The 14,933-nt window shown below is 49.0% G+C and carries 15 protein-coding genes; all 15 read right to left on the reverse strand.

Features of this window, described 5'->3' with window-relative positions; genetic code table 11:
* Window positions 1-492, reverse strand: coding sequence for a secretin and TonB N-terminal domain-containing protein (locus tag L0156_23775; protein ID MCI0606018.1), 492 nt, complete (start codon window positions 490-492; stop codon window positions 1-3).
* Between the two features lie 12 nt (window positions 493-504).
* The gene (locus L0156_23780; protein MCI0606019.1) at window positions 505-1,125 is read right to left on the reverse strand and encodes a PH domain-containing protein; all 621 of its coding nucleotides are present in this window, start codon (window positions 1,123-1,125) and stop codon (window positions 505-507) included.
* Window positions 1,126-1,134: 9 nt separating this feature from the next.
* Window positions 1,135-2,136: a metallophosphoesterase gene (locus L0156_23785; protein MCI0606020.1), complete on the reverse strand. Its 1,002-nt coding sequence runs from the start codon at window positions 2,134-2,136 to the stop codon at window positions 1,135-1,137.
* Window positions 2,137-2,140: 4 nt separating this feature from the next.
* Window positions 2,141-4,033, reverse strand: a complete 1,893-nt coding sequence (gene metG, locus L0156_23790) for a methionine--tRNA ligase (GenBank protein MCI0606021.1) — start codon at window positions 4,031-4,033, stop codon at window positions 2,141-2,143.
* A gap of 184 nt (window positions 4,034-4,217) precedes the next feature.
* Complete coding sequence (locus L0156_23795) at window positions 4,218-4,397, reverse strand: hypothetical protein (protein ID MCI0606022.1); 180 nt, start codon at window positions 4,395-4,397, stop codon at window positions 4,218-4,220.
* Window positions 4,398-4,507: 110 nt separating this feature from the next.
* Window positions 4,508-5,227: a hypothetical protein gene (locus tag L0156_23800; protein ID MCI0606023.1), complete on the reverse strand. Its 720-nt coding sequence runs from the start codon at window positions 5,225-5,227 to the stop codon at window positions 4,508-4,510.
* Complete coding sequence (locus tag L0156_23805; protein MCI0606024.1) at window positions 5,224-5,961, reverse strand: creatininase family protein; 738 nt, start codon at window positions 5,959-5,961, stop codon at window positions 5,224-5,226. Before L0156_23805 ends, L0156_23800 begins: the two co-directional genes overlap by 4 nt.
* Window positions 5,962-6,057: 96 nt before the next feature.
* Window positions 6,058-6,858 carry a tryptophan 2,3-dioxygenase family protein gene (locus tag L0156_23810; protein ID MCI0606025.1) on the reverse strand — a complete coding sequence of 267 codons (801 nt, stop codon included), beginning with the start codon at window positions 6,856-6,858 and terminating at the stop codon, window positions 6,058-6,060.
* Window positions 6,858-8,045 carry an aminotransferase class V-fold PLP-dependent enzyme gene (locus L0156_23815; protein ID MCI0606026.1) on the reverse strand — a complete coding sequence of 396 codons (1,188 nt, stop codon included), beginning with the start codon at window positions 8,043-8,045 and terminating at the stop codon, window positions 6,858-6,860. Before L0156_23815 ends, L0156_23810 begins: the two co-directional genes overlap by 1 nt.
* A 1-nt stretch (window position 8,046) precedes the next feature.
* On the reverse strand, window positions 8,047-9,498 hold the full coding sequence (locus L0156_23820; protein ID MCI0606027.1) for an NADH:flavin oxidoreductase: 1,452 nt from the start codon (window positions 9,496-9,498) through the stop codon (window positions 8,047-8,049).
* Window positions 9,499-9,593: 95 nt separating this feature from the next.
* Window positions 9,594-10,697 (reverse strand): acyl-CoA dehydrogenase family protein, encoded by a 1,104-nt coding sequence (locus tag L0156_23825; GenBank protein MCI0606028.1) that lies wholly within the window; start codon window positions 10,695-10,697, stop codon window positions 9,594-9,596.
* Entirely contained in the window at window positions 10,694-11,485 is a 792-nt protein-coding gene (locus L0156_23830) for an enoyl-CoA hydratase family protein (protein ID MCI0606029.1), read from the reverse strand. Before L0156_23830 ends, L0156_23825 begins: the two co-directional genes overlap by 4 nt.
* Window positions 11,482-11,868 carry a RidA family protein gene (locus tag L0156_23835; GenBank protein MCI0606030.1) on the reverse strand — a complete coding sequence of 129 codons (387 nt, stop codon included), beginning with the start codon at window positions 11,866-11,868 and terminating at the stop codon, window positions 11,482-11,484. Before L0156_23835 ends, L0156_23830 begins: the two co-directional genes overlap by 4 nt.
* Window positions 11,868-12,563, reverse strand: coding sequence for an SDR family oxidoreductase (locus L0156_23840; GenBank protein ID MCI0606031.1), 696 nt, complete (start codon window positions 12,561-12,563; stop codon window positions 11,868-11,870). Before L0156_23840 ends, L0156_23835 begins: the two co-directional genes overlap by 1 nt.
* 6 nt (window positions 12,564-12,569) lie before the next feature.
* A complete protein-coding gene (locus L0156_23845) occupies window positions 12,570-14,729 on the reverse strand; it encodes a DUF2723 domain-containing protein (protein ID MCI0606032.1) in 2,160 nt (719 codons plus the stop codon).
* Between the last annotated feature and the right edge of the window lie 204 nt (window positions 14,730-14,933).

Genomic DNA, 14,933 nt, shown 5'->3' on the forward strand with positions numbered 1-14,933 from the left:
CTACTTTGTGATGCTAAGGACGTTTCCATCCATTTTGTACTTGAGATCATGCATGTTGCAGACAATATCCAGAACTTGATCCCAAGGTACATCCGTCATCTTGATTGTGGCGTTGCCCTTTACGTCAGGATGTATGACGAGGTTCAACTCTCCTGTCCTGGCAAGAAACCGGAAGAGGTCACGAATGTCGACATCTTTGAAATCGACACTGATCTTTTCACCTGTCCATTCCTTTTTTCGCTCACGCCTCAATTCAATGGCTCGCGTAGTTTTTTCTTTTTCCGTCTTTCGTCTTGCTGCATTGGTTTTATCCCAATCGATCTGATTTTTGTTGAATTTGATCGTTACGCCTTCTTCGTCTTTCAGAACAATCTCATCCGTCGACTCGTGAACCAATTTACCCTGAAAGGTTTTGCCATCCTTCCTTACGATCGTATAAGAAAAGGCCAGGGCCGGCACCAGGAGCAGCATGATTAGGATTCGATAAAACATTCAGTATCCCATTTACATTCGTTTAATAATTTCTTTACGTTTCTCGTTGTATTCTTCTTCTGAAATCAGGTTCTTGGCTTTCAATTGTGCAAGTTCTTCGAGCAACTGAGCAGAGGATGCGCTGGTGACGGCAGGATGAAGTGGTTCGAGTCCTGCCTTGGCTCCCATCATTGCTTTTTTAAACTCCAGCGGACGTGAAATTTTGTCAACGCGATTGATCACTTCTTCTGTGGCCGTAAGGATTTTGATCGTGCCATAATCAAAAATTCTCCCCAGAAAGGATTGTTCCATGATCACATCATTGATTTTAGAAAGCGACGAATCGAGCACTTTCTTGTTCAATACTCCGCTGGAATGGATCACTCTGCGGTTGGTTACAAAGAAAGCTTCATTATTCCAGCGGAGCCAATCAATAAACAGGGAAATCAAAACAATGACGGCAATCGCTGCAATCACTATTTCAATCCAGAGAAATTCCGCTTGAGCGTATCCATGAATCACGATCCATCCTGCTACCAGCGCGGCAAGAACAAGGAACTCTTTAAAGAATTGTCCTAGCAAAACAAAAATGTGCCTTTTTGTTTCAAGAAGGATTTGTTCGTCTTTTCCCAATAGCTTAGCGATGTAAGACATACGTTTGTATTATAACAGGTGAACTTTTACCGCATCCTCTAATGGGGATTTGCCATTCAGCTGCACGGTAAGAAAACTCCCGGCCGGCGAACCCTCCGACTCCTTCAAAAAACTCCCCGAGTTCCAGACATGACGGACAGGTCCATCCTGAAAGGACATTTTTCCAGGATGATGAGTATGGCCAAAGATGACGCCTTCCACTTTGCCGCGGCAGCAAAAAGTCACATAGGATTCGATGTTCCGGCGCATCGCGCGGGTCAAGAATGTTTTCCGGTTGCGGTGCCGCAGCGTTTCCTTCCAGGAAGTGACCGGCTGATAAATGGAATTAAAAATATTTCTGAGCGCCGGCTGCATGGAAAGGCTGCTCACCACATTCTGGTAAGCGGAAGCGCGGCGAAAAAACGTCTTGCGCAACCGCGGTATTTCTTCTCTGTTTGTCGACTCCGTGAAAACCTTCGCTATCTCCTGGTAAAAAGACTGCGACGAATCAAAATAGTGACCATGCGTGAGCAGGAGGCGCCCTCCGGGAATCCGGAGAAAGTGATGCGGATAGATCACGCGAAACTGCGCCTGCGCTGAATGGACAAGACCTTGCAAAAAACTCGGAGTAAAGTTTCTGAAGAAGGAGACTCTTCCTGATAATTTCTTTCCATTTCGCAAGGGGAGAATTAGATGGCGATCGATCGAATGATAGTCAAAGATTTTGTAATCATGGTTGCCGGGAATGTACGTCACCAGCTTTGCGCCTGTTTGATCCAGAAGGAAATTCAGAAAATAGCGAAAACCTACGGCTCGTTTCGCGGGACCATTCAGGATTCTTCCTTCGATGGCTTGTGACCAGGTTGCCAGTTGCAAATCGAGAATGTCGCCGAGCAGAAAAATCTCTTCCAGGGGCTGGTACTCTTTCAGTCGGTTCATGAGCGCATGAGCTGTGCGCATGGAATGCAAAGAACACCGTGTGTCGCCGAAGTGCAAGTCCGATAGAACCAGCGCGTACTTCGGCGGTCGCATCCCTTTATTTTACGATTGTCCCATTTGGAACTTTTTGTGAGACAGAGGCGAGAACCGGTTTTCCATCAATGGAAGCGGCAAGGACCATTCCATTGGATTCAACGCCCATAATGCGGGTTGGTTTCAGATTCGAAACAACGATGACCTGTTTGCCTATCAAGTCTTCAGGAGCGTACACCTCGGCGATTCCCGCCACAAGCTGGCGAGTTTCTGAGCCCAAATCAACGCTTAATTTTAGAAGCTTTTTGGAGCCTGAAATTTTTTCTGCGTTCTTTATTTCGCCCACTTTTAAGCCAAGTTTTTGGAAATCTTCGATTGTTGCGTGCGAGGAATCATCCTGCTTCTTTTCGGCAGGTTTCTGCGGGACCGTTTCCGCTGCCGGCGCTTCAATGCGGGGAAAGATGGGAGTGATCTTGCCAATCGGTGTTCCTGGCGATAGTTCTCCCCATTTCAAATCGCCAATGTTCGCTTCGGAAGCACGTTTGGAGATTCCGATCTGTTGCCAGATCAGATCCGCAGATTGCGGAATCACGGGCGCGACCAGACCTGCAATGATACGCAATCCTTCGCAACTGTTGTACAAAACCTGCTGCAATCTCTGTTGGGAAGCCGGGTCTTTTGCAAGCACCCACGGCTGCTCTTCAACAATGTAGCGATTGATGGAGTTGACAACAGACCAGACGTCGACCAACAGCCTGGAGAAAGTGAATGCGGCTGTGTACTCCGGTATTCTCGCGACGACATCTTCCAGAGAGGATCGAAAAGGTGCATTCGATTGGGCGATCTCCGGAATTTTGCCACTCGAATAACGCTCTATCATCGTTAGAACCCGGCTGGAAAGATTTCCAAGATCATTCGCCAGATCGCTGTTGACCCGTCTCAAAATGGTCTCGAACGAATAATTACTGTCCCCTTCAATTGGGGCTTCACGAATCAAAAAATAACGAAGTCCATCCACTCCAAAAGTTTTGATCAAGGAGTGTGGATCCACGACATTGCCGCGCGATTTCGATATTTTTTCATCTTCTTTCAACCACCATCCGTGAACGAGCACCTGTTTCGGCAGGGGTAGCGCGGCAGAGAGGAGGAAGGCAGGCCAGTAAACGCAATGAAAACGCACAATATCTTTTCCGATGACGTGCAAATCGGCCGGCCAGTAACTCTGGTAAAGTTGTTGATTATCCGGGAAACCTGTTGCAGTAACGTAATTCGATAGCGCATCGAACCAGACGTAGATCACGTGTGAAGAATCAATCGGAACCGGAATCCCCCATTTCAACTTGACACGGCTAACGCTCAGATCACGCAATCCACTTTCAACAAAGCTGATCACTTCATTGGAGCGCGAGTGAGGCACAATAAAATCGGAATTCTCCCGGTAATATTTCAAAAGCGGTTCTTGATATTTGGACAGGCGGAAAAAATAACTTTCCTCTTTGATCTTTTCCACGGGCCGGTGACAGTCAGGACAATTGCCGTTTACAAGCTGTCCCTCGGTCAGGAAATTTTCATCGAAAGTGCAGTACCAGCCTTCATAGGCTCCCAGATAGATATCACCATTTGCATGGGAACGGTGGAAAATTTCTGCCACACCTCTCCGGTGCCGTTCCTCAGTCGTTCGAATGAAATCCGTGTTCGAAATATTTAATTGTTTCCAGAGATCACGAAAACTCGGAACGATCCGGTCGGCCAGTTCCTGAGGGCTGACGCCCACCTCACGAGCGGCTTTTTCGGCCTTCTGGCCATGTTCATCAGTGCCGGTAAGAAAGAAAACATCGTGCCCCAGCAAACGGTGATAGCGCGCAATTGCATCCGACAGCACCGTCGTAAAGACGTGCCCTATATGCGGCAAGCCGTTGATATAGTAAATCGGAGTCGTTACATAGAACTTTGTCATGACCTCTCAATATAACATCCAAATCACAAGCCCTCAAATATGAAATAACCGCCAAGGCGCCAAGACGCCAAGATTTGGATTTTGGGATTTGAGATTTGGAATTTGAAACTAAAGCAGGGCATTGTGGGCCAATGCCCTGCTTAAACAGCGGGCTGCTAGAGAAGAGCCATAAAAATGCTTAGAACTATCGAACTCTTAACATGATGGGATGCGCTGGACGAACTTTTCCACGCAGCAAATCTTTCAGCGCAGCGTAAACCAGAACCGTTTGTTCCGCGCGATCAGTCGTCACTCTTCTGGATTCCTCAAAGAGGGCGGCGATCAAATCACCCAGCCTGTATCTGTCTTTGCTTCGTCCTTTCATTTCATCCCTCCTGAAAGTATTAGATGCAATTTCGATACCAGATGTTCCATTCGAGAAGGGAAAGGCAGAGAAACTGGGAAAGGATTGATCGGACTACAGACAATTGTCCATTATTTGGGCCGGTTACCGCCGAAGAGATCTTCGTAGGCATAGGCAATCGATCCGAAAAATACCGGCAACACAAAAAATACACCTATGCAGCAGGCCAGCAGCCCTCCCACCGTCAAAAGACCGCCGACGAGGAACAGGCCGAAAACGCTTGCAAAATTGCTCATCACTGCTTTGCGGCTGGCTTCCAATGCATCCCAAAATTGCATCCGCTTGTCGATGATCAGCGGAAAAGCGAATACCCAAAAAAGATAAAGAACCGTCGCAACCAGAATGCAGAAAAGGATGTTCAGGATCGTGCCTGCGCCCAGCGCAGCTAACAAAGTGTCGGGATCTACATTGGGGTCTTTCGAAAATCTGATAAGGAGCGGAATCCATGTAATCAGCATCGGGAGAGCGACGATTCCCATGACGACCAGTATCAGAATTCCGCTAACCGCGCTCGCAAGCATCAAGGGAACCAATGCGATCTGAAATCCTGCAAAAGCGTCGGCCAATTCCGCTTTTTCGCCTCGAATCAATTTGAGGTAAAACCAGTACAATCCTCCAAACAACACACCATTCAAAGCGAGGCCGATCAGGACGCCGACGTATGGGAAACCACTGGCTGCGGAGGATGCGATATTGATCACAAGCGTGGTAACGAAGATCAGTCCGAATTCACGCTTATACAGAGCCCAGCTTCTACTCAGGCAAGAACCTATTTCAATCCTGCGGTTCATTGTTGTCTAAAATGATCTAACACCGTTTCTACGATCATTCTTGTTAGAACAGAATATGTTTGCTCGCCTTCTTCTTGAGTTGCGCCGGCTGGATCGCCAAAATAGGCTTGATCGGCTCCGGCATCGCGGAAGTTTTTAACGCCATTCCTCATGAGTTTTGCAAGATTCACAGGATTGGGCGGCAATTCTTTTCTTTCACTCCGGACAAGTTCCGCACGCGCGGAAAGAACCAGAGATGTTTCATAGCTTCCTGCGTGACACGCTCCCTGTTTGAATTCTGCAGTCAGGAGCGAACCCCATGGCCTTTTGGTTTTATCGGGAAAGAGCACCGGAAGTTTCTTGTAAGTGTCGCAAAACTCCTGAATCGCCTGGATGTGGTCCGGTTCCAGATGCGAATTAACAATGCAGAGCAGAGGAATCGAATGCGCTGCTACATTATCAGCGATATCACGAAGCAAATTCTGAAAGGTTTCTTTTCGAATGCTGATGGTGCCCGAAAAGTCTTTGCTGAATTCTGTAATTGCATAATCAATGCAGGGAAGAATCAATGAATGAATATTCTGCTTTTGCAGCTCGAATGCCGCACGCTTGGCCATCTCCTGGGAAATAATCGAATCAGTTGAAAGTGGAAGGTGAGGACCGTGCGCCTCGGTGGAGCCGACCGGCAGCAGGGCAACTGCCGGCTTGTGGGCTTCAATCTCTTCCCATGTTCTTTCGTCCCACTGATGATTCATTGGAGATATGGAGATTTGAGTGAGATAGGGAGATAAAACTTAGGAAGCCAGGAAGCAAACTTTATCCCCATATCTGGTCTCATCTCCATATCCCCATTATTTTTGCGGCTCTGGCTCTTCTCCCAGCATCGTTCTCATGTCCCACAGCTCGGGGAAACACTTTTTCATCAGAGTCGTGGTGAGATAACGAACGCCTTCGCTTCCTCCGGTCCCGATCTTATTTCCGATCATGCGCTCCACCATCCGGACATGATGAACACGCCACAGTCCAATTAGCTCGTCGTGCTCAATCATTGCTTCCGCGAGTAGGAAGAGCTCGTAATGCTGTTCCGGATTCTCATAAATGGATACAAGTTGCTGCTTCAGTTTTGTGGAATCTCGATCAGCGGGGATCTCAAACCCGTTCCGCTGCAAGAGTTCGAGAAACGCGTCCCAGAGAGTCGGTTCATTGAGACGTTTTTGCAGCCGCGCGAGACTTTCCGGATCGCTCCGCAAACGGTCAAGCATCGTAGGCTCTTTCAGGTTCGAAATGAATTCGATCTCGCGAAATTGAACGGACTGAAATCCGCTTGCCGGATTCAGCTTACTGCGAAACCGCAGAAAATCCACCGGACTCATCGTTTCCAGGATGTGAATCTGTTGATTCAACAACCTTTCAATAGCAATCACACGCTGGAAAAGCCACACCGCGTTTTTTGCATTTCCTTCCTTCATCGCTTTCATAATGGAATCCAGCTCAAACAGGAGGAGCTTGAACCAGAGTTCATAAGCCTGATGAACGATGATGAATTGCAATTCATCATGGCTCGCCGGGTCACTGAGACATTGCTGCAGCTTCAAGAGCTCCGGTACTTTCAGATAATCGCCGTAAGTGAGTGGTGAATTACCGTAGTCCATCAATAAAGACTTCCTTTCTGCTGAAGATGTTTTTCATAGGTACGGGTTTTACGTATTTCTTCGATAATCTCGAACGTTGTTTCTATTTCGGAATCCAGCGTGTAAAAGTGAGGAGAGATTCGGATTCCGGCATCGGGTCTGTAGTCCGCCAGGACATTTCGGGCTGTCATCTCCTTTAAGATCGCATCGGCAAAAGGAATGTCCACCACCACCGTTCCACCACGGCTTTCCGCTTCCCGTGGTGTTTGGGTTTTGTATCCATATCGTTCGCAAAATTGAAAGATCATTTCGGTTTGTCGCAAAGACTTCTTCCGGATTTTTTCAACACCGATTTCATTGATGATTTCATATCCTGGCTGGGCCGCGTACAACGCGGGAATCTGAGGCGAGCCATGCAAGAAACGTGTGACGCCTGGAGCGTAGCGGATCGGTCCGGTTTGAAAAGCAAAAGGATGTTCATGCGCCATCCAGCCGGTTACGGAAGGTTCTATTTGATCGTATAGCGAGGGCTTTACGTAGAGATAACCGGCCCCCGGCCCGCCGCACAACCATTTTACCGAGCCTCCCACAAGAAAATCGATATCCAATTCTGCAACGTCCACAGGCACCGTGCCCGTTGCCTGATAAACATCGAGCAGAACGAGCGCGCCCATTTCGTGCGCCTTTTTTACTATGGCTGTGACATCAACTTTTTCCGAGTTTTTAAAGAACACATACGAGAGCGAAACAATAAGTGTCCGTTCATCGATTGCATCCAGCATGGAATCCATGGGAACTTTTAATGCTTCGGCGGACGGAATGCTGACGACTTCTGCGCCCCGTTTCTTTTGAGCTTCCAAAACGTAAATGACCGTTGGGAAATCAACACTGAAATAGAGAATGCGGTTTTTGGGAGCCCGATAGGGTAGAGCGGACAGAATTACGGAAACAGCAACAGATACATTTTGATGCATCACAACTTCGCCCGGGTTGGCTCCAATGAGCGAGGCAACTAGATTGCCTGTCGTTACCGGCATATCCCACCAGCCTTCAGCCCAGGCACGAATTCCTCGCGTTGCCCAGAGGTCGGCATAGGAACGCAGCTTGTCGTACACTTTTCGCGGCATCGCGCCCAGCGAATGGCTGATCATGTACGTTGTGGATTCCAGGATCGGAAACTCAGAACGATATCGCGCTAATTCATCCATTTCATTTATTATAAACGCTTCTGGCCGCCACAGGCCAATTCTCCATTGCCGTAATTTCTACAGTATTAGACGGAGCGGAGTGATTGCCGGCCAGATCGTATGCGACGATATAGTAGGAGTAAGTTTTACCGGCGACAACATCGAGATCATAGAAAGTCGTGCGTTTGACGGAAGTAACATGGTCCGGTGCGCCGCCGTCAACCGACCTGTAAATTTCATAGCCATAAATCTGCTCATCATCCGTTGCCGAATTCCATTTCAGGAAGATCTGGCCGTTTTCGTAGGCTGCTTCCAGTTTGGCGCCATCGGTCCAGACCGGCGCTTTTGTATCGGAACTTTCCGGGGCCTGCAAGGAGCCTTTGGGCCAAAGAACGCAGGTGACTTTGTGGAAATTTTCATCGAGATTTTTGCATACATTTCCGTACGTACATCGAACGATTTTGTCGCTTCTTCCTTCACGGGCCTTCTTTGGCAGATCCGGATCAGCAAGTAAAGCGCGCGCAAGCCCCACCAAGTCAGCGCGTTCCTGTTGCAAGACTGATTCAGCCTGTTCCGGTGTTCGTATCTTTCCTGTTGCAACAACCGGAACAGTAAAGCCATGCTCGCGAATGTATTTGCGAATTCCTTCGGTCACCGGAACGTTCGCCATATCAGGATAGTGAGCGCTCGGCATGCAGCGATCTCCGCTGTATCCCGTGTACGGATAGAGCGGCGTGCCTGGTTTGTGTATCGCATCCTCAAATTTTCCACCTGCTGAAACACTGATCCAATCCACGCCAAGCTGCGCCATTCGCAACGCCATCTGGCGCGAATCATTCAACGTGTACCCGTTTTTGATGCATTCTTCACCGTCGAATCGAATTCCTAAAGGGAAGTCGGTACCAATAATGCTCCGAACCTTTAGAATGATTTCACTCATCAAACGCATCCGGTTTTCCAGGGAACGTCCATATTCATCATTTCTCATATTCCGCAAAGAAAGGAAGGATGAGACCGTGTATGCATGAGCCATATGCAGTTCCACACCATCAAAACCGGCCTGGCGCGCTCTTCCTGCAGCGGCGCCATATGCCTCAATGATGAAACAGATCTCTTCTTTGCTGAGATCTTTAATCTTCTGGCGCCACCCACTCCTGGCCACTTTCAGAAAATGGATGATTTGAGGAACGACTTTACTAGGACTGCTTTCGTGAATTTCTTTTGCCATGTCAGCGAGACCCGGGATGAATTCATCGCGGCTCAAACGGAGCAGTGGTCCGCTGCGCGTATCATGGACTCCCATTGCCTCGATCACAATCAAACCGACTTCTCCGCGCGCAAAGCGCAGGTAACGATCATGGATGTCTTGATTCACAAAACCGTCCTCGCCCGAAAGGCGCGTCACCATTGCAGGCAGAACAAGACGATTCGGCAGCGTCATCCCATTGATTGTGTAAGGCGTAAAAAGAATCATGAGCTCGTTTTGAACAGAAGATCGCGAAGGACGCAAAGAAAAAATAAAATTAAAAAGAACTTTGCGAGCTTTGCGTTCTTCTGTTCAATAATATTTTAGTCCTTTGTGAGGTATTGTTGGGCGATCAGGGTGTTCAGGATTTCGGTGGTTCCTTCGTAGATTCGCAGCGCGCGGATGTCGCGGTAGAGCCTTTCCGTGATGGATCCTTTGAGCAAGCCGATTCCTCCGTGAATTTGGAGCGCCTGATCGATGATTTTCTGCGCTGCCTCCGTTGCATAGGCTTTTGCCAGCGCAGCTTCCAGAGTAATGCGAGGCGCTCCGGCATCTTTTTTGGAAGCGGCATCCCATACTAATAATTTCGAAGCCTGGAGCAGTTGGGCCATTTCTGCGATCTTGAATTGGATTGCTTGAAATTCTGCAATCGGTTTACCGAATTGTTGTCTCGTTTTTGCAAAGTGAATCGCTTCTTGAAAAGCGCGTTCCGCCATTCCCACAGCTGCGGCTGCCACGCTCGGGCGGAATACATCCAGGGTCCTGTAAGCGATCTTCAATCCTTCTCCTTCGTTGCCGAGCCGCTGGTTTTCCTCAACAAAGCAGTTCCGCAGCAGGAGTTGTCCAATGGGATGTGCGGCGACCAATTCCTGAGGTTTCGTTTCCACTCCTTCAATGGATGATTCCAAAATGAACGCCGTAACTCCTCGCGAACCTTCCGAAGTTCTTGCAAAAATTGTGTAGAAGTCCGCCAGGCCTGCGTTACTGATCAGAGTTTTTGTGCCGTTCAGCAGATATCCACCATGCTTTTTTTCGGCCCTCATGGTCATGGAACCTGCATCCGATCCGGCTTCCGGCTCTGTTATCGCAAATGCCGCGATGAAATCTCCACTCTCTACACCGTTTAAATATTTTTCTTTTTGAGCGGCATTTCCCGAAATCGAAATGGGGAAGCTTCCCAGACCCTGAATGGCAAATAGCAAATCTCCCAGCGCAGATTTTTGGGCGATCGCATACCGTAGAAAACAAAGGTTGCGAACCGTGGGAGCAGGTGTCAGGTAGTGAATCAATCCGGCGGTTCCCATCTCTTTGATGAGTTTCCTGCAGAAAGACAGTTCCTCATTCTCTGCTGTCCACTTTTCCTCTTTAAAAAATGCATCCACCTGCTTTTGGATTTCCTGGAATTCGGGTGGCAGAGGGCTGATCATAAGAATTTCGGGGTTCTTTTTTGCATGAATGCGTCATAGCCTTCTTTGAAGTCCGGATGGAGCATGCATTTCGCTTGCGCTGTTGCTTCCGCTTCCAGGACTTCCTTCAGGCGGGGTAAAGATTCCGAATTTAACTGCTGTTTGGTGACGGCCAGGCCATTCGCCGGTCCGGCAGCGAGACGCGTAGCGAGTTCTGCTGTAATGTCGGAAAGCTGATCGGTTGGAACAACGCGGTGATACAAACCGATCCGGTAAGCTTCTTCCGCTGAAATGAAATCACCGGTCATCAGCAGCTCGGTTGCTTTTGTAAGTCCTACGATTTTCGGCAGAATATAACAGGCGCCCATGTCCGCGCCGGAAAGACCAACCCGCACAAATAGGAAGGCGATTCGCGCGCCTTCTGCCGCGATGCGAAAATCGGAAGACATCGCGAGAATTGCGCCGGCCCCTGCTGTCACACCATTCAAGCATGCAATGATGGGTTTCAGCAAGGAGCGCATGTTCCAAACAAGTTCACATGTCATGCGCGTGAATTGCAGCAATTCTGCTGCATCTGCAGCTAATAAGCTACCAATAATGTTGCGCACATCTCCACCGCTGCAAAAAGCTTTACCGCGGCCCGACAGAATCACCACACGAACGGAATCCTCAGTCTGTAGCTCAATGAAACATTGATTCAGCTCGCGGTAAACGTCGAAAGTAAGGGCGTTGTAAGCTTCCGGCCGGCTCAAAACGATCTGCGCGATGCCATCCGCGATGTGGAGCTCGAAGCTTTCAGGCGCCATCATGGCAATACAGCCGTTGCCTCAATTTCTACCAGCGCTCTCTCTTCCAGCAAATCTTTGACGATCAGAAGACTCATGGCCGGGAAATGTTTTCCCATGACGGCTTGATAACGCAGGCCGATCTCTTTGCGCCGGTTCAAATAATCCTGTTTGTCTTTGATAAAAATTGTAAACCGTCCGATGTTTTCTGGTTTCCCACCGGCATCTTCTACGACCGCGACTATATTTCGAAGCGCTTGTTCGAATTGATTCGCGAGGCCGTCCGCGACGTTTCCATTTTTATCCCAGCCGATTTGACCGGACACAAAAAGGAGGTTTCCGGATGCGGCTAAGCCGTGATTGTATCCGCGCGGAGCAGCCAACGATTCTGGATTGAAGATCTTCACTATGTAGTCTCCCCTCCACATAAGGAAATCGCTTGTCCGTTGATCGCTTCGTTTTCAATCACAAATTGAACCGCGTGTGCGACTTCTTCGACAGTCACAAAACGTTTTTGAGGATTTAGGTTGCGGAATGAATCCACAATTTGCTCAGTGGTCTTGTCCGTCTTTTCAGCGATTAGCTTTGCGTGTTCCCGGAGCATAGGGGTGTCCACAAAGGATGGACAGATTGCATTGACCGTTATCCCATTTCGCGCATGTTCCAGTGCCAGCGACCGGGTGAGTCCGATCACCGCGTGTTTGGAAGCAACATAAGCGGAAATGTATCGACCGCCGATTTTTCCCGCAGTGGAGGCTATGTTGAGAATGCGACCCCATTTGTTTTCCACCATGCCGGGGAGAAAGGATTTCGTGCAGTAAAAAATGCTCTTCACATTTAAATTGAAATGCCAATCCCAATCTTCTTCACTCAACTTTAGAAAGAGATCGGTACGAACACCACCCGCATTATTGATCAGGATGTCGAGCTTGCCTATTTGGGATCGCATTTTTTCGACCTGCGCTTTGTCGGTGACGTCACATCGAATATCGGCTTTGCCGCTGCGCGCGCAAGTAATGACCTCATAGCCAGCATTTCGCAAATGAGATGCGATCGCCGCTCCAATCCCTATTGTGCCTCCGGTAACTAAAGTTTTTCGCATGTATGTTTATTCTACCTTCAATTCGGCCAGCTGGTTTTTTATTTGCGGTTGATTGGGATCCAGATTCAGCGACATTTTCCACTCGGAAGCGGCGTCGCTGCGGCGCCCCATCTTCATGTACACCAGAGCAAGATTGTTGTGCGCTTTTGGATTTGTCGGATCGAGCCGGACAGCTAATTGCAATTCTTTCAGCGCGCGGTCGACGTCTCCTTTCATTCCCAGGAGGGCTCCGAGGTTGGAATGAGCAATTGCTAAATCGGGATTCAGTTCGATGGCTCGAATGAAAGCCCTCATTGCTTCCTCGGTTCGTCCGGATTCAGCCAGCAAGCGACCCAAACGATTTTGGTCGCCCGCGCTTTCCGTTAGTTGAATGCTTTCGCGAAGCTGTGCGATGGCGGCGGATGTGTTTCCAAGATCGGCGAAGCGAAGCCCTAACTGGCTCCGAATCTCGGCCAGATCCTCGCCGATTTTTTCGGCCTTCAAATATTCCTGCATTGTCGGTCCTTTGCTTCCGCCTGTATTCAGATTGTCCCCGCGGCTCAAATGATAGGTTGCAAGCACCGCGCGATTCCGGTCATCCAGGTAGAAAGAGGGAGGGGAATTGACATATTTCTCCAATCGAAGTTTTTGGAAATCGATGGGAGGCGTTGGCGTCACATTACTTTTTGGCGCAAGCAAATAAAGAACACCGTAAGGCACCTGAGCGTAGCCCGGAACCGTTTCTTCTGTTACGCGTTGCGCCAGCATTACGTTCTTTTTGCCGGGTAGAAATTTCTCCAGCTGAATCGCCGGAGAATCCGGGTTGACTCCGTCGCGCAATGTGCTGACTCCGTCATCCCTATGCACCCAGACGTTCAGGTCCTTCCGTTTCTTTTCAACCGCTGTCAGGTAGAGCACGGAAAACGTCGCGTCCGTTTGCGGAAGAACAAGAGTCGCATTCTCCGGCGCCGTTTCGAGCAGATCAATTCCGTAATCAAGCGCGATTGTGTTACCGGATCGATCGCTGACATGGAAGTTCGAAATCAAAGGAACAATTGCAAGGACCGGTAACGAGAGCGAGTATTTGGAAGGAATCGTTGAGAATAGCCAGAACGTCCAGAAAGCGGCGATCAAGACAATCGGAATGTAATAAACATCAATCTCCCAGGGGATGTTGTAGTTGATTGCATAGAGAAGAGACAGGACTGCGGGAACCATCGTAACGATAAAGAGCCGCTTATTCTTTTTGAACAGCAGGAACGCTCCTGCCACTGGTAAGATCGAAAGCCATGGCGAGAATTGTTGAAACAGAAGCGCAAATCCATTCCGCGCATTTTGCAAAACTTCAGACAAAGGCAGACTGAACATCCGTCCACGATACTGGGAAGCGGTCAAATAGGCGACCAGATTTCTGAAGTTTTCCGGGTTTCCCCAATCAAGAGCCGGATTTGCCTTTGAGCGCAGGAAAGGATACAAGTGCAACAATAATGCGCCGAAGAAAGCAACGATTGCTTTGCCGGCGTCTTCAAAGCGGATTCTATCGCGCTGCGGAGAGCGCAACAGGAAGAAAATCCATCCAGGCAAGAACAAAGCTTGCAAAGGGTGCACAGTCAGTCCCAGACCTGCAAATAGTCCCACAGGCCACAGGGCGCCTCCGCCTTCCCAGCGAATGAGAGTGTAGAACACGCAGACAAGAATGAGCGCGTTCAGAGTATAAACTTCTGCGATGACTGCTTGAGACCAGAAAGTCTGTGAAAAAGCAAGCAGCAATGCTGCTGCAGCTGCGGCAAAACGCCGAGAAGGGCCAAGAAGCGTTCTGCACAGAACATAAAACATTGCAGCGGCAGCGGCCCCGCATACCGCAGAAAAAAAGTTTACACGAAAAGCGGAATTGCCAAACGGGATCAGATAAGTGAAGATCTTTCCAAGGATGCAAAACAACGGGAAACCGGGCGGATGAGGAACACCGAGGGTTACGACAGCGGTTACATTCTCGCCTGCGCCGCTTGTGAAAATGGTTGGACACAGCGTTCTTGCATAGACAGTGAGCGATCCAATCGCGATAACGCTCACCAAAGGCCAGTCCGCGGTATCGAGAGGGTAAGCTTGTAGTTCGGCAGAGGGCGCAGAAGTCGATTGCGGTTTGGATTCTGATGTTGATTGTTTTCGACGAGAAGCTCTTCCCATTGCTAAGTGTCCCTTCCCATGAATATGATGACATATGGCGCGAGCTGCCGCCGCCGCGCCCCTCTGAAGCTGTGAAAAAATCTGTGAAGGATCATTGTTGCGGTTTGTAACGCCAGCGAGACTGTCCGAAAACTATCATGAGAAATTCAACCACGCTCACCATTTGCTCTATAAACGCTCAAAAACAATTCTTAGGGGTTGAAC

It is taken from the genome of bacterium, from assembly GCA_022616075.1.
Taxonomy (GTDB): Bacteria; Acidobacteriota; HRBIN11; order JAKEFK01; family JAKEFK01; genus JAKEFK01.

What these genes read in the sequence shown, in the direction of transcription:
- L0156_23775 (MCI0606018.1), bottom strand. Translation starts at nt 492, where the DNA reads ATGTTTTATCGAATCCTAATCATGCTGCTCCTGGTGCCGGCCCTGGCC.
- L0156_23780 (MCI0606019.1), bottom strand. Translation starts at nt 1,125, where the DNA reads ATGTCTTACATCGCTAAGCTATTGGGAAAAGACGAACAAATCCTTCTT.
- L0156_23785 (MCI0606020.1), bottom strand. Translation starts at nt 2,136, where the DNA reads ATGCGACCGCCGAAGTACGCGCTGGTTCTATCGGACTTGCACTTCGGC.
- metG (MCI0606021.1), bottom strand. Translation starts at nt 4,033, where the DNA reads ATGACAAAGTTCTATGTAACGACTCCGATTTACTATATCAACGGCTTG.
- L0156_23795 (MCI0606022.1), bottom strand. Translation starts at nt 4,397, where the DNA reads ATGAAAGGACGAAGCAAAGACAGATACAGGCTGGGTGATTTGATCGCC.
- L0156_23800 (MCI0606023.1), bottom strand. Translation starts at nt 5,227, where the DNA reads ATGAACCGCAGGATTGAAATAGGTTCTTGCCTGAGTAGAAGCTGGGCT.
- L0156_23805 (MCI0606024.1), bottom strand. Translation starts at nt 5,961, where the DNA reads ATGAATCATCAGTGGGACGAAAGAACATGGGAAGAGATTGAAGCCCAC.
- L0156_23810 (MCI0606025.1), bottom strand. Translation starts at nt 6,858, where the DNA reads ATGGACTACGGTAATTCACCACTCACTTACGGCGATTATCTGAAAGTA.
- L0156_23815 (MCI0606026.1), bottom strand. Translation starts at nt 8,045, where the DNA reads ATGGATGAATTAGCGCGATATCGTTCTGAGTTTCCGATCCTGGAATCC.
- L0156_23820 (MCI0606027.1), bottom strand. Translation starts at nt 9,498, where the DNA reads ATGATTCTTTTTACGCCTTACACAATCAATGGGATGACGCTGCCGAAT.
- L0156_23825 (MCI0606028.1), bottom strand. Translation starts at nt 10,697, where the DNA reads ATGATCAGCCCTCTGCCACCCGAATTCCAGGAAATCCAAAAGCAGGTG.
- L0156_23830 (MCI0606029.1), bottom strand. Translation starts at nt 11,485, where the DNA reads ATGATGGCGCCTGAAAGCTTCGAGCTCCACATCGCGGATGGCATCGCG.
- L0156_23840 (MCI0606031.1), bottom strand. Translation starts at nt 12,563, where the DNA reads ATGCGAAAAACTTTAGTTACCGGAGGCACAATAGGGATTGGAGCGGCG.
- L0156_23845 (MCI0606032.1), bottom strand. Translation starts at nt 14,729, where the DNA reads ATGGGAAGAGCTTCTCGTCGAAAACAATCAACATCAGAATCCAAACCG.